Source organism: Oceanobacillus jeddahensis, from assembly GCF_000750635.1.
Taxonomy (GTDB): domain Bacteria; phylum Bacillota; class Bacilli; order Bacillales; family Amphibacillaceae; genus Oceanobacillus; species Oceanobacillus jeddahense.
The window spans coordinates 25,316-50,744 of sequence record NZ_CCDM010000009.1 but is presented as its reverse complement, the minus strand read 5'-3'; the positions used below and the strand labels follow the sequence as shown (position 1 = coordinate 50,744).

At 37.3% G+C, this 25,429-nt stretch carries 24 protein-coding genes and 6 tRNA genes; 10 read left to right on the top strand and 20 right to left on the bottom strand.

The features are described from left to right. Positions 1 to 82: 82 nt before the first annotated feature. The 10 genes from BN986_RS24595 to BN986_RS24550 form a co-directional block, all read right to left on the bottom strand. Positions 83 to 1,360, bottom strand: coding sequence for an MFS transporter (locus BN986_RS24595; RefSeq protein ID WP_040985270.1), 1,278 nt, complete (start codon positions 1,358 to 1,360; stop codon positions 83 to 85). A gap of 101 nt (positions 1,361 to 1,461) precedes the next feature. After that, positions 1,462 to 2,073, bottom strand: a complete 612-nt coding sequence (gene sodA / locus BN986_RS24590; RefSeq protein ID WP_040985268.1) for a superoxide dismutase SodA — start codon at positions 2,071 to 2,073, stop codon at positions 1,462 to 1,464. Positions 2,074 to 2,399: 326 nt separating this feature from the next. Further along, positions 2,400 to 2,472: transfer RNA gene (locus tag BN986_RS24585), tRNA-Phe, on the bottom strand. Positions 2,473 to 2,525: 53 nt separating this feature from the next. Then, a tRNA-Ser gene (locus BN986_RS24580) sits at positions 2,526 to 2,618 on the bottom strand. Between the two features lie 12 nt (positions 2,619 to 2,630). Then, positions 2,631 to 2,707 (bottom strand) — tRNA-Ile (locus tag BN986_RS24575). A 13-nt stretch (positions 2,708 to 2,720) separates the two neighbouring features. Beyond that, a tRNA-His gene (locus BN986_RS24570) sits at positions 2,721 to 2,796 on the bottom strand. Positions 2,797 to 2,827: 31 nt separating this feature from the next. Then, positions 2,828 to 2,904: transfer RNA gene (locus BN986_RS24565), tRNA-Met, on the bottom strand. A 1-nt stretch (position 2,905) separates the two neighbouring features. After that, a tRNA-Asn gene (locus BN986_RS24560) sits at positions 2,906 to 2,980 on the bottom strand. 478 nt (positions 2,981 to 3,458) lie between these two features. Then, on the bottom strand, positions 3,459 to 5,087 hold the full coding sequence (locus BN986_RS24555; RefSeq protein WP_040985267.1) for a Na/Pi cotransporter family protein: 1,629 nt from the start codon (positions 5,085 to 5,087) through the stop codon (positions 3,459 to 3,461). A 266-nt stretch (positions 5,088 to 5,353) separates the two neighbouring features. Further along, a complete protein-coding gene (locus BN986_RS24550; protein ID WP_040985264.1) occupies positions 5,354 to 5,989 on the bottom strand; it encodes an NfeD family protein in 636 nt (211 codons plus the stop codon). Between the two features lie 83 nt (positions 5,990 to 6,072). Here BN986_RS24550 and BN986_RS24545 point away from each other — a divergent pair, with 83 nt between their 5' ends. After that, on the top strand, positions 6,073 to 6,402 hold the full coding sequence (locus tag BN986_RS24545; RefSeq protein WP_040985262.1) for a hypothetical protein: 330 nt from the start codon (positions 6,073 to 6,075) through the stop codon (positions 6,400 to 6,402). 850 nt (positions 6,403 to 7,252) lie between these two features. Next, positions 7,253 to 8,155 carry an alpha/beta hydrolase fold domain-containing protein gene (locus tag BN986_RS24540; RefSeq protein WP_040985260.1) on the top strand — a complete coding sequence of 301 codons (903 nt, stop codon included), beginning with the start codon at positions 7,253 to 7,255 and terminating at the stop codon, positions 8,153 to 8,155. Between the two features lie 819 nt (positions 8,156 to 8,974). Here the strand turns inward: BN986_RS24540 and BN986_RS27240 are convergent. From BN986_RS27240 to BN986_RS27980, 5 genes are all read right to left on the bottom strand, one after another. Further along, positions 8,975 to 9,121: a hypothetical protein gene (locus tag BN986_RS27240; RefSeq protein WP_157037104.1), complete on the bottom strand. Its 147-nt coding sequence runs from the start codon at positions 9,119 to 9,121 to the stop codon at positions 8,975 to 8,977. Between the two features lie 124 nt (positions 9,122 to 9,245). Further along, positions 9,246 to 10,439, bottom strand: coding sequence for an MFS transporter (locus BN986_RS24535; RefSeq protein WP_040985258.1), 1,194 nt, complete (start codon positions 10,437 to 10,439; stop codon positions 9,246 to 9,248). A gap of 291 nt (positions 10,440 to 10,730) precedes the next feature. Beyond that, entirely contained in the window at positions 10,731 to 11,273 is a 543-nt protein-coding gene (locus BN986_RS24530) for a PadR family transcriptional regulator (protein WP_244445094.1), read from the bottom strand. Between the two features lie 262 nt (positions 11,274 to 11,535). Continuing rightward, a complete protein-coding gene (locus BN986_RS24525) occupies positions 11,536 to 12,147 on the bottom strand; it encodes an RpnC/YadD family protein (RefSeq protein WP_052401147.1) in 612 nt (203 codons plus the stop codon). 100 nt (positions 12,148 to 12,247) lie between these two features. Then, positions 12,248 to 12,382, bottom strand: a complete 135-nt coding sequence (locus BN986_RS27980) for a hypothetical protein (protein ID WP_262362501.1) — start codon at positions 12,380 to 12,382, stop codon at positions 12,248 to 12,250. A 384-nt stretch (positions 12,383 to 12,766) separates the two neighbouring features. Between BN986_RS27980 and BN986_RS24520 the strand changes: the two genes are divergently transcribed. Then, positions 12,767 to 13,297, top strand: a complete 531-nt coding sequence (locus BN986_RS24520) for a P-loop NTPase family protein (RefSeq protein WP_040985254.1) — start codon at positions 12,767 to 12,769, stop codon at positions 13,295 to 13,297. A gap of 199 nt (positions 13,298 to 13,496) precedes the next feature. Here the strand turns inward: BN986_RS24520 and BN986_RS24515 are convergent, their stop codons facing one another. Then, positions 13,497 to 13,784 (bottom strand): CD3324 family protein, encoded by a 288-nt coding sequence (locus tag BN986_RS24515; protein ID WP_040985252.1) that lies wholly within the window; start codon positions 13,782 to 13,784, stop codon positions 13,497 to 13,499. A gap of 509 nt (positions 13,785 to 14,293) precedes the next feature. Here BN986_RS24515 and BN986_RS24510 point away from each other — a divergent pair. Continuing rightward, a complete protein-coding gene (locus BN986_RS24510; RefSeq protein ID WP_040985250.1) occupies positions 14,294 to 16,060 on the top strand; it encodes a DUF2207 domain-containing protein in 1,767 nt (588 codons plus the stop codon). Between the two features lie 150 nt (positions 16,061 to 16,210). On the opposite strand, the gene BN986_RS24505 is transcribed toward BN986_RS24510, so the two are convergent. After that, on the bottom strand, positions 16,211 to 17,077 hold the full coding sequence (locus BN986_RS24505; RefSeq protein WP_040985248.1) for an alpha/beta fold hydrolase: 867 nt from the start codon (positions 17,075 to 17,077) through the stop codon (positions 16,211 to 16,213). A gap of 298 nt (positions 17,078 to 17,375) precedes the next feature. On the opposite strand from BN986_RS24505, the gene BN986_RS28040 reads away from it, so the two are divergent. The 6 genes from BN986_RS28040 (at position 17,376) to BN986_RS24475 (ending at position 22,132) form a co-directional block, all read left to right on the top strand. Next, positions 17,376 to 17,573: a hypothetical protein gene (locus BN986_RS28040; RefSeq protein WP_316244945.1), complete on the top strand. Its 198-nt coding sequence runs from the start codon at positions 17,376 to 17,378 to the stop codon at positions 17,571 to 17,573. Positions 17,574 to 18,163: 590 nt separating this feature from the next. Continuing rightward, entirely contained in the window at positions 18,164 to 18,913 is a 750-nt protein-coding gene (locus BN986_RS24495) for an ABC transporter ATP-binding protein (RefSeq protein WP_040985246.1), read from the top strand. Next, positions 18,910 to 19,689 carry an ABC-2 transporter permease gene (locus BN986_RS24490; RefSeq protein WP_040985244.1) on the top strand — a complete coding sequence of 260 codons (780 nt, stop codon included), beginning with the start codon at positions 18,910 to 18,912 and terminating at the stop codon, positions 19,687 to 19,689. The genes BN986_RS24495 and BN986_RS24490 overlap by 4 nt, the downstream gene beginning before the upstream one ends. An 11-nt stretch (positions 19,690 to 19,700) precedes the next feature. Beyond that, positions 19,701 to 20,414: a hypothetical protein gene (locus BN986_RS24485; protein ID WP_040985242.1), complete on the top strand. Its 714-nt coding sequence runs from the start codon at positions 19,701 to 19,703 to the stop codon at positions 20,412 to 20,414. Between the two features lie 9 nt (positions 20,415 to 20,423). Further along, on the top strand, positions 20,424 to 21,113 hold the full coding sequence (locus tag BN986_RS24480) for a response regulator transcription factor (RefSeq protein WP_040985240.1): 690 nt from the start codon (positions 20,424 to 20,426) through the stop codon (positions 21,111 to 21,113). Continuing rightward, entirely contained in the window at positions 21,110 to 22,132 is a 1,023-nt protein-coding gene (locus BN986_RS24475) for a HAMP domain-containing sensor histidine kinase (protein WP_040985238.1), read from the top strand. Before BN986_RS24480 ends, BN986_RS24475 begins: the two co-directional genes overlap by 4 nt. A gap of 77 nt (positions 22,133 to 22,209) precedes the next feature. Here BN986_RS24475 and erm read toward each other — a convergent pair whose 3' ends face one another. From erm to BN986_RS24460, 3 genes are all read right to left on the bottom strand, one after another. After that, positions 22,210 to 22,953, bottom strand: a complete 744-nt coding sequence (gene erm, locus BN986_RS24470) for a 23S ribosomal RNA methyltransferase Erm (RefSeq protein ID WP_040985236.1) — start codon at positions 22,951 to 22,953, stop codon at positions 22,210 to 22,212. Positions 22,954 to 23,213: 260 nt separating this feature from the next. After that, positions 23,214 to 24,620, bottom strand: a complete 1,407-nt coding sequence (locus BN986_RS24465) for a sensor histidine kinase (RefSeq protein WP_040985234.1) — start codon at positions 24,618 to 24,620, stop codon at positions 23,214 to 23,216. A gap of 1 nt (position 24,621) precedes the next feature. After that, positions 24,622 to 25,320, bottom strand: coding sequence for a response regulator transcription factor (locus BN986_RS24460; protein ID WP_074435747.1), 699 nt, complete (start codon positions 25,318 to 25,320; stop codon positions 24,622 to 24,624). Positions 25,321 to 25,429 lie beyond the last annotated feature (109 nt).

Genomic DNA, 25,429 nt, shown 5'->3' with positions numbered 1-25,429 from the left:
GGACTGGGACTACGATTACTCGTCCTGCCAAAAACTATTGGTAGTTAAATGCGATAAAGGTCCCTGTTTAATTTTACCACATTTAACGACTTTTTTCGTCTGTAAAATCTTCTTTCAAAGCGATTTTTTGATTTTTTGTTGGTCCAATAAAAATATTACGGATACAAAAATAGATAATCGCGTGCCCTGCTCCAAATATAATAAGTAATGCTGGAATGATCACATCATGCGGAAATAAAAACATACCAAATATAAATACCGCAATCGAAGCAATTCTCCCCAGATTTAAATAAATCTCCCGGACAACAATGTATTCCACCCTTCTCTCGCTGACCATCCGCGCTTTGCCGATCACATCGTAGGTCAAGGATTGATACGGAACGGTCAGAATCGGAAATGCGATACCAATAATCACAGCATACACAATTAACCAGAACAGACTCATTTCAAAAATAATAATAAAAATAGAAGCAAACAGCAAAATACCACCAAATAAAATGGCTTTTTTCCGCAAAGCCGGTTTAATCCATTTTAAAGCAACAAAATAAAAAATAATGGATAAACCGGAGAGAAATAAATTAAAAACCCCTAAAACAAGCTCACTATTTATAACAAGAAAAATCCAGATGGTAATATAAAACCCATAGATCCCTTCTCTTAGCCCTTGAAAAAAATGAGCATGTAAAATGCGCTTCCAATTTTTATTTTTCTTTCTTTCATTGATGACTGCAGGTAATTCAAAGCTTCCTTTGCTCCCTTTTCGTATAATGAAAAAGCTGACAATGATCGCAGCAACAAATAAGCTTAACGAGATAATAAAAATAGCTGTATAACCAACATCACCAGCCATTTTTGAAATCATCCATCCCGCTAATAACGGCCCAACCATTCCGGCAAAAGATGTGAGTGTACCTGAAATACCGTTAAACCAATCTCTTGTATCCGGCTCAGTGATTTCAAATGTCAGCACATAATAAGCTAACCAGAAAAAACCATACCCAATCCCTAATAAGCAGCCAAGAATAAAATTATAATATGCAGCCAATTCCCCCATCCACAGAACGAATAGGAAAAAGAAGCATAAAAAAAGGATACCAATCCGCAATATAATAATACGGTCGATTTTTTTAGATAATTTTCCCGCATAAATAAATGACAACGCTTGGAATACATAGCTTGCTAAATGATAATTAGCAATCACAAAAAAGTCCTCCGATTGCTTCCATAAATACACATTGACAAATGTATTTGATAAGAAAATTCCCGCGGCGTACAAAGCGCCAATAAGCAAGAGAATCCAAAGGTCGCGAAATTCATCTTTTTGTTGTCTATATCTTCTGTACTGCTGATGTAATTGCATAAAAAAACGACTCCTTCTCCTTATATTTTTAGCGAAGGAATCGTATCTATACAAAAAGGTTGCAGAAACATAAAGTTATCTGCAACCTTTTTGGTTATTCATTATTTAGCAGCTTCGTAATTGCTAGCTACTTGATCCCAATTTACTACATTCCAGAATGCGGAAATATATTCCGGACGTCTATTTTGATATTTAAGGTAGTATGCATGCTCCCATACATCTAATCCTAATAATGGTGTTTTGCCTTCTGTTAATGGAGAATCCTGGTTTGGAGTGCTTGTTATTTCAAGCTCGCCATTATTCAATACGAGCCATGCCCAGCCTGAACCAAAACGTCCTGCTGCAGCTGTAGCAAATTCATCTTTAAATTTGTCGAAAGAACCGAATTTGCTGTTAATTTTATCAGCTAGCTCACCAGATGGTTCTCCACCGCCATTTGGTGATAATGTTTTCCAGAAAAAGCTGTGGTTAGCATGTCCGCCACCATTATTGCGTACTGCTGTACGGATGCTTTCTGGAACCTCATTTAAGTCCCTTACAAGTTCATCAACTGATTTGTTTTGTAGATCTTCATGTCCTTCTAGTGCATCATTTAATTTTGTAACGTAGGTGTTGTGATGCTTCGTATGGTGAATATTCATTGTCTCTTTATCGATAGTTGGTTCCAATGCATCGTATGCATAAGGTAATTCTGGTAATTCAAATTTTGCCATGTGTAACTCCTCCTCTAAATAAATGATGTTTTAATATCTACAATTCTTACGTTATCAAAGGTAAGAATTTCTTGCAAATATTTTGCACTGACATACGTTATTAATTCCTTGTAGAAATTGCAGTTAAGAAAATCATACTTATCACAATTGAATTAAGGAAACATTTTTGCATTAATGAACCTTTTAAAATATACTATTTAATTCTTTTTAGTACTCCCATAAAAAATACATTTGGAAAATTAAGATAGCAAACTTTATACGCTTTATACGTAGGTTACTCCGAAAAAAGCCAATAAAAAAACAAGCTTTTACGCTTGTTTTAGAGATGGCTCGGGACGGAATCGAACCGCCGACACAAGGATTTTCAGTCCTCTGCTCTACCGACTGAGCTACCGAGCCGTACATGAAGCTTTTATATAAAAGCTTTGCATTATTCTGTTGAAAAGTATGTATGGAGGAGGTAGAGGGATTCGAACCCCCGCGCGGTTTGACCCGCCTCTCGGTTTTCAAGACCGACCCCTTCAGCCAGACTTGGGTATACCTCCGACAAGAACTAATGGTGGACCCTGCAGGACTCGAACCTGCGACCGATCGGTTATGAGCCGATAGCTCTAACCAACTGAGCTAAGGGTCCTTTTACTATTTAATGGGGCGACCGGTGGGGATCGAACCCACGCGTGCCGGAGCCACAATCCGGTGCGTTAACCACTTCGCCACGACCGCCATGGAATAGCAATTGATATATGTATATTTTTGGTAGCGGCGGAGGGGATCGAACCCCCGACCTCACGGGTATGAACCGTACGCTCTCGCCAGCTGAGCTACACCGCCATGGCTCCACAGGTAGGATTCGAACCTACGACCGATCGGTTAACAGCCGATTGCTCTACCACTGAGCTACTGTGGAATATAGTTTATTTTAATTAGCAACAAAATATAATTTATCATGTTCTATTGATTATGTCAACAACTTTTTTTGCGGTCTTGCAAAAGTTTTTATCAGAAGTTGACTGCAAGAATTATAATAGCACGTAATATAACATATTTCAACAAAAACTTAAAAAAACTTAATGAAATTCTGGTAATTTATAGAATGAAACTTCATTCATATAGAAGTTTTATGAACGATTCTCCATAATAAAAAAGCTGTTTTATGTATTTATACCTTTTTCTAATGCGGATCATGGATGTCCATTTAAACGATTTATTCCATGGGTGACCGTATTAACCTGAATAACAGCTGCGGTTACTTGGCTAATTAATTTCTTCATGTCTATACTTAATTCTTTTTACTACTTCGAAAGCTTTTTGCACTAATTTGAAGCTGTTCTCACGTGAAATAAAGGCTCTGTCCGCTTATTTTAACAGACAGAGCCATATTTGCATTAATGTTCACCTAAGACGTTCTGAGCGATATTTACAGCGTGGTCGCCAATTCGTTCTAAATTACTTAGGATATCGACAAAAACGATTCCTGCTGATCCGCTGCAAGTACCCTCATTCATACGAATGATATGGTTTTTACGGAATTTACGCTCCATTTTATCGATTTGGTCTTCTTTTTGAATAACTTCTAAAGCCGCTTCCCGATCATTTACTTCTAATGATTCAACAGCCTGTTTAACCGTCATATATGTTAAATCAAACATTTTATTCAAATCCTCAATAGCCTGGTCTGTCAGCGTAACTTTATTGGACATTTTATAGTCAACCAGTTCAATCACATTCTCAAAATGATCGCCAATTCGTTCGATATCACGAATTGTATTCATCAAACCAGTATGCTCTATACTTTCAGGTTCCGTTAAGTTGGTAGAAGCAATGTCCACTAAATACTCTGTAATTTTGCGATCCAAATTGTTCAACGCACCTTCAATTTGCAACGCCATCTCTGAGTTTTTCGGATTTTGGGTGGTGACATAATTATGCGTTTCTTCTAACCCTTGATATGCATATTTCCCCATACGAGCAACTTCCATCTTAGCCTGTCCCAATGCCAGCGAAGACGATTGTTGAAGGAAAATAGAATCCAGATGCTTCGGTTTGTATTCAATGATGACATCATCTCCAGGCACCAACTTTGTAATGAGCCATGCCAAAGCACCGATAAACGGAAATTGAATAATTGTATTTGAGATATTATAACTGCCATGCGCAAAAGCAATTGTCATCTCCGGATTCAAATTTAAGGTCGCTTGCAAATAAGAAATAAATTGCGTGAATGGATAAAGCAAGATAATAAAAATAATCGCACCTATTAAATTAAAGGTTACATGCGTATAAGCAGCTCGTTTGGCAGCAACTGACGTGCCTATACTTGCAAGAACTGCTGTTATGGTTGTACCAATATTATCCCCAAACAGCACTGGAATCGCAGCTTGTAAATCAATCGCGCCCTGCCCAAATAATCCTTGCAAAATACCGATGGTTGCTGATGAACTTTGTACAATTACAGTAAATACAGTACCAATAACTACTCCAAGAATTGGTGTTTCACTCATAGAAACCGTCAGATCTTGAAACGCCTGTAAAGAGCGGAGAGGTGTCATCCCGCTGCTCATTAATTCAAGCCCATAGAATAAGCCTCCAAATCCAAATAATGCCTGTCCGACAGCCACAATCTTTTGCTTCTTAAAGAAAAAGATTGTAAATGCACCTAAGGCTAAAAATAATAACGAATATTCCCCAACATCAATTCCAATAATAAAAGCTGTTATGGTTGTACCGATATTCGCACCCATGATAACACCAATTGCCTGCCTTAATGTCATAAAACCGGCGTTAACAAGTCCTACAGTTAAAACAGTAGTTCCTGAACTGCTCTGAATAAGTACAGTTACAATAATACCAGCAAGCACACCCAGGAAAGGATTGGTTGTAAACCGATCCAGAATATCCCGCAAGTGATCCCCTGCTGATTTTTGGAGCCCGTCCCCCATCATTTTTATCCCCATCAGGAATATGCCGATTCCTCCGAGAAATTCAATAATTAAACTTTGAACATCGATATCCACGAAAACTTCATCCCTTCTACCTCTTATGTAAACTTTTGTAGAATTTTGCGCCTTATTCATTATTGATGATTCTAAAGAGAATGTAAACATGTATGAAGAAAAATTTACATAGATTTAATATTTGTTTACATTCGATAAAGAAAGGGGTGATTAGTGTATGCCTTTTTTTAGAAAATATGTATACACTTAGAATATATTGCATACAAATACAGGATTCATTTCCTAGAGAAGGAAATGAATCCTGTTTCAGGGATTTCTTAATTTAACTAATCTTTTTGCAGTTCTTCAACCCGGACACTGGTGCCGTCAACCGCAACCACTTTAATTGGTGTACCCTTTTTTATCCAGCGTCCGCCGGATACAGCACTGTAATGCTTCTTATTGACTTCAATGGTACCCGAAGGTCTAAAATCTGTAAGAGCCACTCCTTCTTCCCCTAATAAATCCTCATACTCTTTGCTGAGTGAACTGTAGCCCTGTTCTTTTGTAAGTTGATCTACTAAGGCAATTTTCGACCACATCTGTCTTCGTTTAAATACTTTTAAGAACACCAGAGATGAGAATGCTCCGACAATGATACTTATTACCGCGTAGAGACCGTTCGCAAAGTCTGGTTGGGGTAATGCAACAGCAACGATCATTAAGACCAGTCCAATGGTAGCTAATGTACCGTCATTCAACACTTTTCCATCAATGATAATCAGTAATATTCCCAGGAAGTATATAATAAACATGAGTAAGACCGAATTGGTTTCTGTATATACTGTAAAATAAACTGTTATAAATCCTAAACCTAATACACCAAAAATACCGCGCATATTTACAAATACTTCACCTAATATAAATAATGTTCCAAAAAATAAGGCGAGGAACCCGATCCATTGTAATTCAACTATGTCCATACCCTTCACACCCTCTCGTTATCTTACTTATACTTATATGTACGTATGAGGTAAATAAATAGTTTCATTAAAGGAGATTTTTTATGGAATTTTTACGTAGAATTTCCCTGATCATCTTTATTATATTAGTTGCAGTCAGTATTTTTCAAGATTTAGCTCATTCCGACGATGGGACGACCTCCTTTTCAAATAATGAGAATTTAGAATTACCGCCGTTTGAAGCTGTTCCAGTAAAAGTAAATCCAGGAGATACGGTTCTTAGTATTACGGAGGAAATTCAAACAACACCTGCATATTCTGTATCCGTTGAAGTTATCTTAAAAGCTTTTGAATCATTAAACCCGACTACCTCCTCCAATGATATTGATGTGTATGAGGTTTACTATTTCCCTCAATTCCAAAATGAAAATTAAAAATAAAGCAACTGCAAAAAAACAGTTGCTTTATTTTTAATATATAAAACGAAACTTCATTCAGTAGGAGTTTTTCGACGCACAACTCTTTACGATGGGACGAGTAATCGCAGGTCTCAATGTTGTCAGGTTAATACGACCGCTGCGACGGGTTATGGTGGGGTGAGTAATCGCAACCCCAGAAAAACACTACGCTAGTTAGCCTTATTGCTATCTACCAGTATCAAACATAATCTTAATGAAATTCACTAACCTGACAACATTGGTAATCGCAGTCCCATCCCCAGTCCCAGGACGTCGCGAACTTAGTCTGCTTCCTTCATTCTCCCACTGAATTAGCCTAAGTGATTCAGGGAGTTAGCGCCCGTTATCTCCCGCCTAAATTAATTTATTTTCGCTCTTTATTTTGTGGCGGGAGTTTTACGGGCGGTTCTCCGTGATAAAAAGGGAAAGTAAACAGACGGAAAATTAAAAACAAATAAATGACAAACAATTAACCCCCTCAGACAAAACAAAATTCATCCGAGGGGGTTATGGACTTTCACGCTCCTGATAAAATTCCTTCACTTTATCCAAATCTGCAATATTTCTTCCAAATGAACAGACTCTTCACTATGAAAATGAGTCTTATCCTGACGTTTTCAATTCTGTAAATGGATGTAATATTTTTAAAGCAATAAGTAATGGAATAGAGAATATATTTGTATGGTATGTAGAAATTGTAACTTATATATTATAATAGGGATAGACAGTTTTATATTCATGTAAAAAGTTAATAAATGAAAATGAATATTATCCGATTTTATTAAACGTTAATGGTGGTTAAGCGACCTACAGGAGGACAACGAGTATGAGAAGTATTCAAAGCCGGATTGCAGAACGTATACTCACACGGCTGAGTAATAAAGACAGCTTTACCGATCCCGAACGATACAATGATTTTCTAAAAGAAAAACAAAAGGAAAATGAACAACCCTACGTGCTGCCAAAATATGTACAGACAAGGTTTAACATTGAAAAACAGATGTTTGATGGAATGGAATGGTATATCTTTAATCAAGAAGAGAATCATTCAGGGAAATCCATCCTCTATTTGCATGGAGGCGGATATATCAAGCAGCCGTCGTTATACCACTGGCATTTTCTTGGGAAAGTAGCAAAAGAAACCAAAGCTACAATATACGTTCCTATTTATCCGAAAGCGCCCAATCATCATTATAAAGAGTCTTTTGATAAAGTGCTTCCAATATATAAATGGATGTTAGAAACAACAGATAGTGATAATATTATTTTGATGGGTGACTCTGCCGGCGGAGGATTTGCATTAGCGTTAGCACAATTACTCTTAGAAAAGGAATTACCACAACCGCGGCATATCCTATTAATTTCACCTTGGCTTGATATTACAATGAAAAATCCAGAAGCTCATGCACTCGAACATAAAGATCCGATGTTAGGTATCTATGGGTTGATTCAAATGGGAAAAGCATATGCAGGAGATACGGACAGAGATAATTATTTACTTAGTCCGATAAATGGAAAGGTGAACGGGTTAGGGGAAATTACTTTGTTTATTGGGACGCATGAAGTTCTTTTACCAGATGCGAGAAAATTCAAAGAACTGGCTGCATCGCAAGGCATTCACATTAATTATTTTGAATATCCGGAAATGAACCATATCTTTGTGCTTTACCCCATTCCAGAGGCAAGAGAAGCGACCAAAGAAATAGTAGATATTATAATAAACAGTTGATGCATCTGTTTCCTAACTAACGTATTAGGCTTCCTGCTCCTCAAAGCTTTTCCATGTCAGTTTACAACAAAAGCGCTACCAACAAAAAGCAGCCGCTATAGCGTTGCTTTTACTGCTTTTCTTTACATAAAACGAGTTAAAAAGCAAAAATAAAGTAAAACGACAGGTGCAGAATCAATATTATATTAAGTGTTCCTAATTTTGCCCGCAGAGATGCCATCACCATTCCCATGATAAAGACACTTCATGAAAGTAGAATATAAATTGGTGCAAATCGTTGAGGAATAATCAGTGCATGACCAATGCAGAACAGCGCCAAGCAAAATAACTGCCTAAGCCGGCATACGCTCCCCCAAATAAGTCTGTAATAATCCGAATGTAAGGTAATCCTGTCAGTATAGAGAGACAGTCCTCCCAAAATATAGACCAGCACTTGCAGCGGCAAATCACAGTAGAGAGGTAGCGTCAGAACTAAAACCACTGGCAAGCTGATAGAGTGAGAAGTTCATGAATAACGTATCTATTAAATTATTAACCTATCCCTTTATTTACTAAATACACCAACACTATCAGAGCCCCAAATATGATGAAAATTCGAAGCCATTTAGGTACGCTTGAGAACCATTTAGATGCCATTTCCTGACCTAATTCCGTTTTTTTATCTTCATTCATTTTACCAATCCTATCTGCTATAAAAATTTATTGCTTTACCAGTCCCAGGACGTCGCGAACTTAATCTGCTGCTTTTCTCTCACTGCGTGTTAGTTGAGTGATTCAGGGAGTTAGCGTCCGTTATCTCCCGCCTAAATAAATTTATTTTTACGCTTTATTTTGAGGCAGGAGTTTTACGGACGGTTCTCCGTGATAAAATACCTGCCGATATCCATATCTATCCGCTTCAGTCATCAATTCTTCCAATGCATCATCGATGGTCAGTATATCCTTTTGAAAAAAATCAATCTTCATCAACAGGATGGTCGAATCTGGTAATATAAATTGTATCCAAGCTATATAAGACCATGTGTCTCCCTCTTTGATTTCAATCGTTTCTCTTTTCCAGTTCTATTACACTTTTCATATGAAATCTCTTTTAATACGTAGAGTCTTTCTTTTTCAAAGGTGTTATCACTGCAAAAAATAACATATAGACCAAAACAATAATCCCAATTGCAAAATAGCTTAGCTGTAACCCGAATAAATCAGATGCTGCACCACTAATCATTGGTCCAACCATCATTCCTATCGAATAAGCTGTATTATAAATAGCAAAGGTAACTCCATATGCCTGAGTCTGGCTTTCCTCGGCAATATCAGCAAGCTCAGGAAGCGTCGGTGCAAGAACCGTTCCCATACTGATGCCAATCAACGCTAATGCCGCAACTTGCAGCCACATCGTTGTCGGCATAACAACAAGTGCCAGTGATACTGCAGTAATTGCTAATCCAATCGTAATTGTTTTAGGATGGCCAATCTTTGTTGAAACACTTCCGACAATTGGTGCGGCAAATGCATAAGCAAGTGAGGGTACCCCAAATAATAAGCCGATGATTCCTGGAGATGCATCAAATACATGTTGCAGATGCATTGGAAATGTCGGCTCCAGTACACTTGGAATGGCAGCTCCGATAACAACTGCTCCAACAACCAAGAGCAAGGTTCGGTTTTTTAATAAATGCCATGCTCCTGAAGCGTCTTCTTCCTTCCGATGAGGTTCTTCCTTCAATAGAAATATACGCAGCAAACCATCAATAAGGGCAATCCCTGCAGCTACAAAGAATGGAAGCATATAACCGCCCAACTGATAAAGCCAGCCTCCAAATGTCGGACCCAGCAGGATCCCCATTGCTTGACCTGACAGCGCAATCCCCATGACTTTTCCCCGTTCTTTGGCCGGGTAGAAATCAGCAAGAAGCGCAAGCCCGGCTGTCCAGGTGGCTGCTGCTGCAATTCCTTGTAAAATACGGCAAATCAGCAAGAGCCAAAACGTATTCGCAAATGCAAATAACAGGGTTGCAAGCGTAAGTCCTAAAATTCCCCAAAGCATCGGACCACGCCGTCCAACTTTGTCTGAGATCACCCCAAATATAGGAGTCGCGATTAATAGAGCCGCTGCATAACTGCCGAATAAAATGCCGATTGCAGTTTGCGATATACTTAAAGAATCAGCATAATCTGGCAGGATAGGAACAATCATTCCATATAGCAGCATATCAGTGAATATTGCTAACGTTACGACAAACAAGGCGCTCTTTTGAGCTTTTTTTAAATTTTGTTCTTGATTCATTTTTTTTCCTTCTTTCCCTTTATTCTGTGTTGTATAAAAACAACGTTTCCTCTTTTTAAATGATCCATTGTCTCCTTTCTTCTGTTACTCCTGAAGAGGAACAGGAATAATTGCTTTTTCCGCCTCGTTTACGCTCCGCCTCCACCAATAACCGCAGCAATTCACAACTTCACTGATTCTACTGCCATTATTCATCTTGTATCAAACACACCTTATACCTATTTAGTATTGATTACTCAATATTGACTATAAATGTATTTTTTTCTCCCTCCTATACAGAGAGGGAGATTATTAATTATTATCTTCTAAATATGCTAATGCCTTTTCGACGAAATCCTGTTGAAGTCTGATAGTGGCAAACATATTATCAAAAACCAGCTGTACCATGGGAGGAATGTTGCCTTCCATGGCTGCATTCTTTTCCTGCCAGCCTGTTTCGACACTGTTATATTCATTTTCCAACGCTGCCCGCTGTTGTTCCAAAGCTTGACGCGCTTCTTCGGCTGGAAGCTTTTCGAAAAAAGAGATGCCTGCATATAAAGAAGAAGGGTATTGAACGGATGAAGCAGTTAAAGCTTCACGAATCAATTCTTTCAGATGTTCTTTTCCTTCTTCGGTAATTCGATAGGTAAACTTCTGCCGGTGGCCGGTTTGTTCCACCTTATCAATGGTAATAAAGCCGTCCTTCTCTAATTTTTTAAGCGCATGATAAATGGAACCAATTAAAATGCCGCCCCATCTTTCCGCATCTGTCATCCGCAACGCCTGCTGAATATCATAGCCGGACATCGGTTTTGCATCTAACATACAGAGTACAAGCAGTCTGGTCATCATCGTCACATCCTTTACTTAACTTTGAGTATTATATGATGAATATGTGAAAGTGTCAAATATATACGATGCAAATGTACAAAACCTGTTATTCGTCTATCCGATATTTCTCTTCCCTGCTTCCTGTTTGCCTATTTTAAAACTGAAGATATTTATCAACATCATTTGTACTTCAATGAATTATGTTCAACAGCTATTTAAAAAAAAGAAAAAAACCTATATCTGATAAAGTGAATTAATTAACAGGTATAGGTTCTTTTCACATTTATTCATTTTCAAGCGATTTCTGAAGCTTCCTCACTTCTTCAATCCCCAGACCAGTTAATTCAGCTATTTCTTCCTCTGAATAGCTCCGGTCTAGAAGGTTTTTAACAAATTTTCGTTCCGTTTCTTCTTTGCCTTGTTCCAATCCTTTCCTGGTTGCTTTCTCCTCGATTTCTCTATACACTTTTCCAAACGTTGGGGTGTCTCTTAACTTTTCCAAACCCATGATTTTTTCCTCCTCTTTTTTGTTTTGTGCGATGGGTAACGTTTCATACAGTTGTTCTTGCAAATCTGAGGGAATCAGCATCATATAATCAATGAAATACACTAATGCGGCGAGATAATTGGTGCGGTGCGAATATTTTTTAAATTCCAAGCGGAGAAGCTGTTGTTTCAATCGGTATCTTTTTTTGTCATCATTGTCGGTTTTGTCAGTGTTTTCACTGATATAAATACCCGCAAGCACCGCTAAAGCAAATGGATTATCCGATTTTTTCAGTTCTTCTTTATCTTTTTCATGAAATCGATAGGTGTTATAGGTATAGGTTAATTCGGTCCCATAAAAAGAATAGCCGAATCTGTCTTCATTCTCTTTCTGACTGGCATCTGTCAACAAGGCGATGGAGTAGATCAGTAGATCGAATGACTGGTTTTGCCACGGAGAATCGCCCGTAAAACTCCCGCCTCAAAATAAAGAGCGAAAATAAATTAATTTAGGCGGGAGATAACGGGCGGTTCTCCGTGATAAATTCTTGAAACAACTCTTCAATCAAATTCTTCCAAAGTCCATCATAATCAGGCTGTTTTACGCGATAACTATTTTTATTTTCTTTGACTGTATTTAGCATTAATTTACCACATCTCCAAGTAATAATAAATTTGTTTTCATCATAGCGGTTTTGTATGTGGAAGGCAAAACGGTAAAACAGAATTTCTCCTGTAAAAAATGCCTGCGATAAGAGGATTTGTATACGCTATTTTTCGTTTTTCAATCATCAAATACCATTTATTTTGGATTTTTAATGTTTTTTGGACAACAGAAAAATAGGTACGGTCTTTTAAATCAAATGTGATACGATAGAATAAGCTATGATACTTTTTCATAAAGGGAATGTTGTGATTACTTCTTTTCTATCGCGGGCACTCAATAGCATCAAATATCCGTATACATTTCCAAATTAGTGAAGTTCTTGTGTTGATAAAACTTATTGAAAAGACTGGAGGGAAAGAGGATGGAAGAAAATAAGTCCATTGCCAATCGAATCATCGTTATTGGCTGTCCCGGCGCAGGTAAATCAACATTATCCGCTCAAATTGCTCAAATAAGAAACATCCCCTTGGTACATTTAGACAGCATTCAATGGATCGACGATGATACCACTGCCTCTAAAGCTGCTTTTGACACCAAACTAAATGAAGAAATCAAAAAAGACAAATGGATCATTGATGGAAATTATGCCAGAACGCTGGAATTGCGGATGAACCATGCAGATTGGGTTATTTGGCTAGATTTCCCCCGCAGTGTTTGTTTGTATCGTATCTTCAAACGCTATATAAAAAATAGAGGAAAGAAAAGCCCGCATGGGAATCCGGATAGATTAGACTTTTCCTTCCTGCGTTTTGTATGGAATTATAAGAAAGAAAACAATTCCCGAATAAAGTCATTAAAAGATAAGCACCAAGGCCGGCTCCGTTTTAGTCATATTCGTTCTGGTAGGGAGCTCAGGAAATTTATGAGCAATTTAGAAACACAACGATCGTAATGATCTGTATTTTAATTTGTATTTTTATAAACGACTCCACATTAAAAAATAAAAATCATTCTTAAACGTTCCTTTTTATCTGATGGAAGTGGACTGGACAAAAATATTAAAAAGTGACACTCACCAAATATTTAGTAAATGTCACTTTTTTATTGCCGGGCTTTGCTTCAGCCTCTCTCAAATTTTAACGCTTTTATCATTATTTCATTTCACTATTGTTTTCACGAGTTTTATAGACGATTTTACGAATACTATCCATGGATAAATTATAGGTTTGCTCCAATTCCTCGAATGAATATCCTTCTCTATATAATCGGTATATCTCTTCATTTCTTTCAGCCAGGGCGAGACGAGATCCATTCGCTTCTCCCCATCCTGCCCGCTGATTCGTTTGCTTTGGAATATAAATAAGTTCTCCCTGAATATATTTTTGGAGCTCCTTCAACAAATGAGGCGGAAGCACCTCTTTTCCATTTTTGTATGACAAGCTGGAACATCCTTTCTATCAAGATGTATGGGACGAGCATGCATTATTTTCTCATTCATCATTAAAACTCCTTTCATTTTAGTATTATTTTCGTAAGCCTCTTCACTTTTAGTATACATTAGTTTAGGAAAGAAAAGGAGACCGCAATATAAATGCGGCCCCGTCTTTTATGATTTCCGCTATGCGGAAACCACCTCATATTTTGTGATCAATTTAAATCAGCCTCCTTTCCGATATTCTATCGGTCCGACACCTTTATTAACTCATATATCCCCCCTTCTGAACAAGGGGGAAAACGATTATAATTATTTTTTACCTCTTTTTCAATTCGTCATTTCCTGATTTAGACAACCCGCTCGCTCCCTACATGTATATCCCATCCAAAGTAATAATCTGCTACAATATATGTAAATATAAATTTCTGATTAGCAGTGCTTTAAAATGGGTAAACATAATATAATTATTCACAAAGACTGCATCATAATGAATAAAGGGAGCGATGGACACAAATGAATAAGTGGATGAAGATACTTGCTGCCTTGATAATGGCAATCTCAATGAACATGGTACTTACACTCACAGCATTTGCTGAAAATCAAATGAGCGATTTACATATTGAAGTAGAGTTGCAGGAGGATGGTTCAGGCGTTGTAACAGAACACCGTCAAATGAATATGGATGAAGGTACCGAGCTTTTCATTAATATGGTCAACCTTGGCGGGTCAGAGATACTGGATTTTTCAGTTGATGGATTTACAGAAGAGCCCGATTGGGACGCTGATGATTCACGGGAAGAAAAGGCAGGAAAATATGGAACAGTATCTACAAGTGATGGTGCCGAATTAGTTTGGGGAATTGGTGAATACGGGGAAAATACGTATACAGTAACCTATACATTATCTGATCTTGTACGTAATTTAGAGGATGGCCAAGCCATGCTTTGGAACTTCGATACCTTTTCCGATATTCCTGCGCAAAATTTAACAGTTGAAATCTCTGGATTTCAACCATTTACACAAGAAAACGTTAATTTCTGGGGATTTGGCTTTGATGGAGATATACAGCTGGAAGGCGATCGTATTGTCTGGGAGTCAAATGGTGAAGCCGATGGAGATGTAATTGTTTTAACGCAATTTCCGGCTGATTTCTTCCAAGCTGAACGAACAGTAGACATGACGTTATCCGAGCAGCAAGAGGAAGCAATGGATGGGTCTACTTATAATTCAAGTGACAATTCTACGCTAGTTGTTATCATTGTTAGCGCAGTCGCTGGTTTTTCTTTATTAATCGGTATCGGAACCTTCTTCATTGTCCGTAAAACAAATCAAGTAAAAAGAGAAGCCGGCGCGATGAAGCCTATCCATAAACGGATAGCAGAAAATAAAGGCAAAACGTATGCAGCCGTGCCTTTCGATGGAGAAGACTATGCAGGTTTAAGTGCCCTTTTAACGCAGATGAACCTTGGATATTTTGAAGATATCTTCCAAGCTTATCTGCTGAAATGGTCTGTGAATGAGAACATCTCAATGGAAGCAGAAGAAGAGAGCAAGGTGTTTGGAAAAAAATATCGCACGACCCTTACCATCAACGATATTGAAAATGAACGGAATAAACACCCGTTAACCTTTAGTGAGCTTACGAACCAAATAGAAGATGAATCCTATGAGGGAACGTATGAAATGGCGTTGTGGACCATGCTCTTGGATGCTGCAGACAGGAATGGCGTCGTAACAGATAATGCCATCCAGAAATGGGGTAAAGAGCATGCGAAGGAAGTCAGCACTTTTGCCGATTATCTCAAAGACTATTCCGAAGCCTATCTGGAGCAGAAAGGATTGTTTTCTTTTGAAGAAATAAAGGTGTTTGGATTTTTACAATCTATTACGGTACCAAGTAAAGAGGGAGAAAAACTAGCGGATCGTTTAATTCAGTTTGATAATTATTTGAAGGAATCAGATATCAATCAATTTTCAAATGCTTCCAAGCCGCTTTCCTTGAAAGATATGATGCTGTGGAGTGCGTTACTAGGTAAAAGCGATAAAGTATCTAAAAAATTAGAGGACTTAGTCCCTGAAGAGAGGTACAAAGAGGACTTGGTATACCTGCAATTCTGGTATGGAACTTACTACACCCGTGCAAGCTGGTCCACCGGGCTAGCTAGCGGCGGATTTCATTCCAGCACTTCAGCTGCTACCGCAGCAGGCGGCAGCGGGGGCGCTACCGGCGTCGGTGGAGGCGCTGGAGCTGGCGGAGGTGGAGGCGGCGGTGCCCGCTAAGTGAAATCTCTCAAGCTCCCTTAAAAATAAACTTGTTGTATCTGTCATCATAAGAAAAGCTCAAATTACTGTTTGATGTTTGAGCTTTTCTTGCTTTTAGCCCCCCCTCCTTTCTACTTTGCATTTTCTTTATCCACCCTGTCTGATTTTCTATAAAGAGAAGTTATTAAGAAATTTCACTAGTCTTTCATTTACATGATCAGACCCACGCCCGAGCCAAATTAAGTGCCCCCACGTATCAAGTAAACATAATTCCGAATCTCGAATTTGTTGATCAGCATAATAAGCATGCTCCAATGGAACAGAACCATCATATTTGCTATGCATAATGAGCGTTGGACAAGAAATAGACTGCAGATTTTTAGAGGTAATTTCCTTTGTTTGGGATAAATCTATTAAAAATCCATAGCCTGATCGTTGGCGTCTGTTCATTCTTTGGATTTCATCAATATCTTTGTCCAACAGGTTGTCTTTTATTTCTTTATATGAAAGAGTGCTAAAGGCAGGAGTCATCTGCTTAAACGTAAATTTTGGAAAAATATTGCTCATGCCTGAAGCGAGTTTCCATGTCATTTTTTCCACAGCAGGATGGAATAAAACCTGTGCTGCCTTATATATTTTATCTTTAGGTGTCAGCCACTCTTTCGTAACAGCGCTTTGTAAAGTTAATGTTTTAACTCGATCAGGATAGTGAGATGCAAAATAAATGCCGCTTGGACCGCCAGCGGAGATAGCGAGCAGATGTACTTTATCAATTTTTAAATAATTTAATAGTTCTGCATAGTAATCACATACTTTAGACAGATTCTCTCCAATTTCTTTTGACGTTTTTCCATACCCTGCCCTTGACAGAGTAATAATCCTGAAACCATTGTTAACTAGAGGGCCGTACCCAAATTCTTCGTAACAGTTGGAATGTCCACCGTGCATCACCAGGATCGGTATCCCCTCTTTTCCTGTAATGGAATATTCAATAGTTTGACCATCTGCGATATATGTACCAATAACTCTTTCCATTCGTCTCCTCCCTTCTCCACGTATCAATGAGACATAATTGTTTATTTAACTAAAATACTATCATTTGGTGCTGTCATTATACCACTGTAAAAAGAAATCTCATAACATCCCCTTCCTACTTTTAAGAAGAAAAAACAAATAGCAGGTTACAAAGAATTGGACATAAATACATCTTAAGGCTTAACCAATAATATTACTCTGGTGCATCATAAAAATATGGAATGACTAGTACAATAAAATAGATTAGATTTTTCCCGTTCGGATACCCCTTTTAAACGAAATAACTGGAGGTGATTTCATGAAAAGAAATGTTCGCTTATCAGAAAAATTATTATTAACAGGATTTATTTTCATTCTATTATTTATGATTGGACATGATTGGATACCCTTAGGTTCATTAAATGACGTTCAGGCGCTCTCTGAAGATCGATCCTTTAATGAACGGTTTATGGTTACATTGTTTGGTACTGTTCAATTTCTGCTGCTAACTGGTTAACTCCTCACTTTTATAGGTAAGCGCTATCCTCTCTGGGTAAAACTTTGGCTAATTATTCATCCATTATGTATTTTTATTGGGGCGTTATTTAGCTGGTGGATTCCTTACTTGTTTGGATATGGTGCAGAGGAAAGAGCTGATCGTTACCAGTATATGTTTGGAAATACGCATTCTTTTCTGCCCGAAATAAATGGAATTGTTCCAAATACATTGCACATTCTTTTCCATACTACACTTTTCATATGTATTATCCTGGCTATTTATATTAGTTTGGCAAATTCAAAAAAAGAAATAAGGTCTTATTAGATCAATACGTTCCATCTCCGCAATGGATGATAAAGGAACCCTTCTTCTGTCGGAGTTTTATAGATGTTTCTTTATACTAAATTCTCCATAAAGTGCGATTTCTATCCGTTTACCTTTAAAATACTTACCGATAGAAATCGCATTATTTTTTCTTCTTCCCTTCCCTCATCCTGATCCTGCTATCTAGTAATATCATACTTTATCAAAACTTTATGTTAACTATATGCTCAGCTTATTTTGCTTTGCTAGAATTTAGTTTATCAAAATAAGGAGCTGAGTAAATAATGCAAGTTAATAAAGAAACTTCTATCTTAGAAATCAAGAACCTAAACAAAAAAATCAATGGTCAAACTGTAATCGATCATATTCATTTTTCGATTGAGAAAGGAGATATCTTCGGATTTCTCGGACCAAATGGAGCTGGTAAAACTACAACATTAAGAATGATCACCCGTTTGATTTTCCCTAATTCTGGCGACATATTAATCGACGGACATTCCATAAAAACTGATTCCGTTTTAGCCCTTTCCAGAGTAGGAAGTATTATAGAAAATCCTGCATTTTATCTTCACCTCACAGCCAAGCAGAATTTAAACCTGAGTGCTAAATTAGCTGCCATCAAAGTGCCAAAAGCAAGAATCAATGAAGTTTTATCCATTGTTGATCTGAAAGAAGCTATGAATAATAAGGTGAAAACATTTTCGTTAGGAATGAAGCAGCGTCTGGGAATTGCTAATGCCTTATTGTGCTACCCCAGCTTGATTATATTGGATGAGCCAACGAATGGCGTTGACCCGATGGGCCTTCGGGAAATGAAAACATTAATTAAACGACTGGCAGAAAAAGAAAAGATTACGTTTCTTATCTCCAGTCATATGCTCCGGGAAATGGAGGATTTATGTCATAAAGCAGCATTTATTCAGAGTGGAAAGATTGTTGAAGAAGGAGATATCTCCGAACTATTAGAAGTCTATCAGGTCACCAATTTAGAAGATTTATTTTTTGCATGTATAAAGGAGAATTTAACTTCATGAAAAATATATGGACACTGATCACCTTTGAGTTCAAGCGTACGTTGACTTCCAAAATGCTGCTTGTTTATACACTTATTTTTACGGTAATGTATGTTTTAACAGGCATCCTTTTTCATGTTTATGGCGCGGATTCTACAGTAGTTGCCGGGTATGGCCAATCATTCCCTGTGGAAATGCTTCAAGCCAGTTTAACATTTACAGCCGTTTTTATAGCGATTTATGTAGGAGAAGTTCTCATACAAGAACGAAATAATGGTACCATCAAGTTTGTTTTATTACGATCTGTTTCCAGATTCCAATATTATCTTTCAAGAATTTTGTCCATCCTTTTATTTTCGCTTCTTTTAACATCCATCATGCTTTTCATTGGTTATGTAGTTGGTATTTCTTTCTTTGGATGGGGGGACACGTTTGTTTTTTACTCTGTCGTGACAAGTGGATGGCATGGTATAGGAGTTACTCTTTTGGCCGGATCAGCTTTTGCTTTTGCTTATTTCATTTTTGGTTTAATCACGTTATTGCTTTCACAGTTTATTCAGCGTATTTCTACGTTAGCAATGCTGATGGGAGTATCTACACTCGCCGGACAATATATCATTATTTATGATCAAGTAAAACAATATGTGATTTATGAACACTTATTATTTTTCCACATCAATCTATTTGAAAAGTCTGTTTCCCATAGTATCACTAGCTTTAGTGTGCTTGTCACTTATCTATTGGTGATTGGAACAACGGGATATTATCTATTTAAAAAACAGGATTTGTATGTATAAGGGGGATCTATATGATTCAACAACTAAAACATGATGTATTGTATATCATCTATAATCGAAAGTATCGGTTATTAATATTACTTACCATTTTATTGACAGCAGGATTAACTATTTACACTGCTGTCAATGTAACAGTAGAAGAAGATATTCTACTCCATTCATTTGAGAATTTTAGACAATTTTTTTGGTTACTCTGTGCTTATTTGATAGCTGATTTGCTATCAACAGATTATCATTCTCAAACATTTAAAAATATTATTCCTAAATCATTCAATCGCAACAATTACTATTTATCAAAAATAATGGTTGCAACTATATTAGGTGTATTTATTTTAGTAACACACGCTATAACTAGTTGGATAGTAATTGGTTCCGTTGCAGCAGGGATTGAATTAAATTATTTTAACTTCCCCTATTTTTTATTGGGAGCCGTTCTTTCTCTTTTCCTATTTTCAGCATTATTGTCTTTTGTCATAACCCTTTTTGGAAAGGAAACAGTTACTATTGGCACAGCACTTGGACTTGTACTATTACAAATATTGGTAGAAGGTTTTGATCCAGCTATTTCAGCACATTTTCCAACCATGTATGTAGTCAGCTTAGACAATCTTGTTTCAGAGAGTATGTTAACAGCTCTTATTTCGATCGGCAGTTATATCATATGCACCCTTTTATTATTTATTGGTACAATAAAGATATTCCATAAACAAGACCTTTTCATTTAGGAGGTACTGATGAATCAGAAAAAAATACTTATTGTTGAAGATGATACAGATTTAGCAAAAATGATAGCGAATTATTTATCCCGGGAAAATTATGATGCAGTAATTTGTGGGCAAGGAGATAAGGCTATAAGCTTTGTAAAACAGTATCGACCGGATATGATTCTATTAGATTTAATGCTTCCTAAAATGGATGGCCTGGAGATATTAAAGCAAATAAGAGCCTTCTCTGTATTACCTGTTATTATTATCAGTGCAAAGGAAACAGAGCTAGACCGGGTGCTTGGTTTAAAAATCGGTGCAGATGATTATATTACAAAACCATTTTCGATTAAAGAACTCGTGGCGCGGGTAGAGGCTTTATTCAGGCGCTATGATTACGCCGCCTTTCCCTCCGCTTCCAGTGACATCATCGCATTTGATGATGTCATGATCGACCTGTCTTCAAGAAATATAACAAAAGGTGGAACGATTGTTAACCTGACCATGAAAGAATTTGATTTGCTGGTATTTTTAGCACAATCTCCCAATCAGGCTTTCCGCAAAGAACAGCTATATGACAATGTTTGGGGAATACATGAATATGGAGATATCAACACAGTTACCATCCATGTACAAAAAATCAGAGAAAAGCTGGGGAATAGCAGCTATATTACTACTTTACGCGGAGTAGGTTACCGTTTTGACGGTGAAATGCTATGAAGCAGAGTATTGTAAAAGAACTTATTTGGATGTGTATCATAATAGCTTGCATTCCATTGTTGATTGCTTTTATGATGGTGCAGTCAAATATTATCTTTATTATTGTCCTAATAACAACCTTGCCTTTTTTTCTGTTTTCTTTTTGGATGATTACTTATGTGAGAAAACGAATGATTACTCCCCTGTCCATTTTAGCTGCGGAAGCTCAAAAAATATCTCAAGGGAATTTATCACATCGAATCTCCTACAAAAAAGACGATGAATTTGGACGCTTTATCACTGCTTTTGATCAGATGAGAAATACATTATATCTGCAAGAGCAGCAGCAGCAAACCTTTGAAAAGGAGCGTAAACATTTTATAGACAGTATTTCTCATGATTTAAAAACACCAATCGCTTCGATTTCCGCTTATATTGAAGCATTACAGGACGGGATAGCGGAGAGTCCAGAGGAAGAACAGCGATACCTACAGGTCATTCAAAAAAAAGTACATGTATTAAATGACCTATCGAATCAATTAAGCTTAAGCTACGAAACGCCAGAAACTGTTCATTTGGAAACACAATCGATTAACTGCTATGAATGGGCCGTGGACTGGCTGGATAATATTCTTGTAGAATGCCAGACAATGGATATACATCCTCAATTAGAAAATCATATTGACAGTAAGGATGCTTCCAGTATCAGCATCGATGTCTATCAATTGGACCGAGGGCTGCAAAATATTCTAAATAATGCCTATCGACATATGAGAGATTTTCTATCGATTAAAATTAGTGTTGACACTGTCTATTTTAAAATACAAATCGTAAATGATGGAGCTAATCTAAACAAAACGCATATCAATCGAATTTTTGAACGGTTTTATACGCAAGAAAAGCATAACGCAGATGGTCACTTAGGATTAGGGCTTTATATAACGGCTACGCTGATTCAAGCAATGGATGGGGAGATAACGGCAGCGTTGGAAGGAGATCAAATCCATTTTGACATAGCTTTTCCGATTGGAAGAGTTTAATTTGATTAAGAATTTTCCTTTTGTGATATAGAGAAAAGCATTCAAAAGATTTTCTTCTGAATGCTTTTCCTTCTTTATTACCTTTTATTCAGGAATAACTTGTAGCTATAAAACATCGATAATACCTGATCACCAGTCAAACGATTTATATTTGTTACCCCGGCATGCTTCAATGCCTGCTTAAACTGATTTTTTGTAAATAGCTTTTGATATTCCTTATTTACCAATTTATAAACAAAATGTTGATATAAATCTTTGTCCCTGGATTGAATTCCGGATTCTTTCCTTCTTAATCTAATTAAAACAGAATCAACTTTCGGCTTAGGATGAAAATATTCTCGAGGAATAAATTTGATCACGTTTATATCAACCTCTGGGAATATGAATAATCCTAAAGCTCTTTGATAATCTGTCAGCCGCTTCGCAAACCCTTCTTCCACAATCAGAAAGCAGAACTCGGCAGCACTTTCAAATACAATCTTTTTTATTATTTTTGTACTTATATTGTAAGGAATATTTCCGTAAATTTTATACGGCTGTTTTCCTTTTGGAAACCTATAATTTAATATATCTGCATGGACAACCTGAACGTTTTCAGAACGATTGATAGACTTTTGCGTCATAGATACAAATTTAGAATCTATTTCAACAGCAGTAATAAAATCACATATCTTCACAAGCTCTCTTGTGAAATGACCTTTCCCTGAACCAATTTCAATAACGATATCCTGTTTATTAATATTTGTTCGAGATAGTATCTCATGAATATGCTTTTTCGACGTAATAAAGTTTTGACTGTCTTTTGGATTTATACTGTTCATTATAACCCTCTATCCCATTGGTTATAACGAACTTTACTTCATGTTCATTATAACCATTTTGTATTTTTCTTGGTTTATAATGAACGTTTTTAACAACAGCAATGCTGCAAATCCCCATGCCTGCCCTCCTCTATCAATTTTTTAGAAGAATAGACACTTTATCTACAACTGCAATAGATGTAATTCCCATGGCAATTACCTCCAAATATAATTTTACAAATTGATTATAACAAAAGCTTGCAACGATAAACAGTCTATTTTTAACATTCAGCTGTCGGCAATATTATCCGTACCGCCAAACCGCCATACCTGCTCTGTTCAATCACCGTCTCTCCCCCATGTGAAGAAATAATCTGTTTCACAATCAAGAGCCCTAACCCATACCTAAGCTCACCAGAACGATTGCTCTCAAGCATATAGTGCGGCGTATTGTTTAAATGTTGAATTTGTTCCTCTGTTGTACCCTTACCATTATCCTCAACCGAAATAATACATTTACTTTCCCTTATAGCAATGGACAGATAAATGGTACATCCATCCTCATTATGATTTATACTGTTTTGAATCAGATTGTTTATCGCTCTTTTCAATAAGGGCCTGTCTATAGGGATGATGCAAACAGATGCCTGCTCATTAACATTCCATTCTACCGGATATTTGCCATCCAAATCGATATTCATAAATTCCACTGCTACTTCTCGTACAACAGCAATTACGTTCTCGTCCTTTAAATGAATAGGCTGCATATTATATTCCAGCTTCGATGCTAAATTCAAATCATCGATAAGCCGCTTCATTTTTTCACTTTGTTTTCTAATGACCGTTATTTTTTGTCTGGATTCTTGATCCAGGTTATCCTCCTCTTCCAATTGTCCCACATAACCCATTACCATAGATAAAGGAGTTCGTATGTCATGCGAAACACCAGCAATCCAATTCGATCGCGCTTCTTCTTTTCTTTTCAGCATCCGCTGCTGTGATTGTAAAATTGCAGAGGTCTGGTTAATATTTGCAGCAAGCTCCGATAAAGCGCCTTTCTCTTTAACATTAACCGTCTCTTTTTTCGGCAGATATTGGATCCCTTCTACAATGGGGCCGACAGATTTTAAGAATTTATAATTTGTCGCCATATAAATAATAAAAATAAACGCAATATTACATATCCCAAGGATAAATAGAGTTATGGGCACATTTTTGATAAATTGATAATCCCAGCCGGATTGCATGTATTTCCAATAGCTGTCTTTCGGAAATCCGACCACCATCAACCCATCTTCAGCCTCCCCCGTAAAAGTTGGATAGTCATCCAAATATCCTCTGGTTAAGGAAGCAATGTCTGATAACCTATATTCTTTTGGAATATTCTCCGGCACATCTTCCGAATTCCAAATCACTTCCCCGGAGGTATCATCAATAAAAATAGCCCATGCTTGTTCTTCTTCCAGCGTTACTTTCATTTCCTCTGATAATGTATAATTCCCGTTTTCCTGGTGCATAGCTTCCGCAGAATCCTCCGCCACCTGCCAAGGAGAGGTTCCCCTATTCTCATTAATTGCAAAAACAGAGATAACAATTAAATTTAATAACACTAAAACGGCGGTACTTATCATGAGCAACCCGAGAAACCGCATCGATAATTTAGAAATACTTTTTAGTTCGCCTTTCATGTCAGCGTTCCTCCACGATCAGTTTATATCCCAGCCCTTTCACCGTTAAAAGCGATACCGGCTTAGACGGGTTTGCTTCTATCTTTTCACGAATCCGCCGAATATGTGCCATCAAAGAGTTTTCGTAGCCAAATGGATTTTCTCCCCAGGCCGCTTCACATAGTGCATCAATCGTTACAATCCTTCCTGCCTGACGGTATAATGCTGACAGCAGTTCGAATTCTTTAGCTGTGAGCGGAATATCTTCTCCTTTTTTCACAACAACTGCACGTTCAAAATCAATTTCACACTGTTTTAAAAGAACATGAGGATTTTCTCCTTTGTAACTCCGCCTGAGGATCGCCGTTATTCGAAAAATTAATTCCTTAGGTAAAAAAGGCTTTACAAGATAATCATCTGCCCCTGAGTCAAATCCAGTAAATTTATCCTCATCTTCCCCGCGCGCAGTCAGAAAAAGCACAGGATAATCAGCGATCTCTCTCAATTGTTTTAATAAAGCAAACCCATCTCCATCCGGCAGCATGACGTCGAGGATAGCGAATTCCGGTTTATACTCATTTGCTACTGCAATTGCTTCTTTCATTGTCTTCGCTGTACGTATTTGTTGAAAACCATTGTTCTTTAAAATAGAAGTCACCATTTCTAATAATGCGACTTCATCATCCACCAGTAAAATTCGTTTTTGTTTAATATACTCCATATTTATTCACCCTTTTTTAACCTGTATGATGTATTATAGTACATTACTGCAACGTTCTGGATCCTTTTTTGAAAATATAAGGGAATTTTAAGGTAACGAGAAGGGTAAT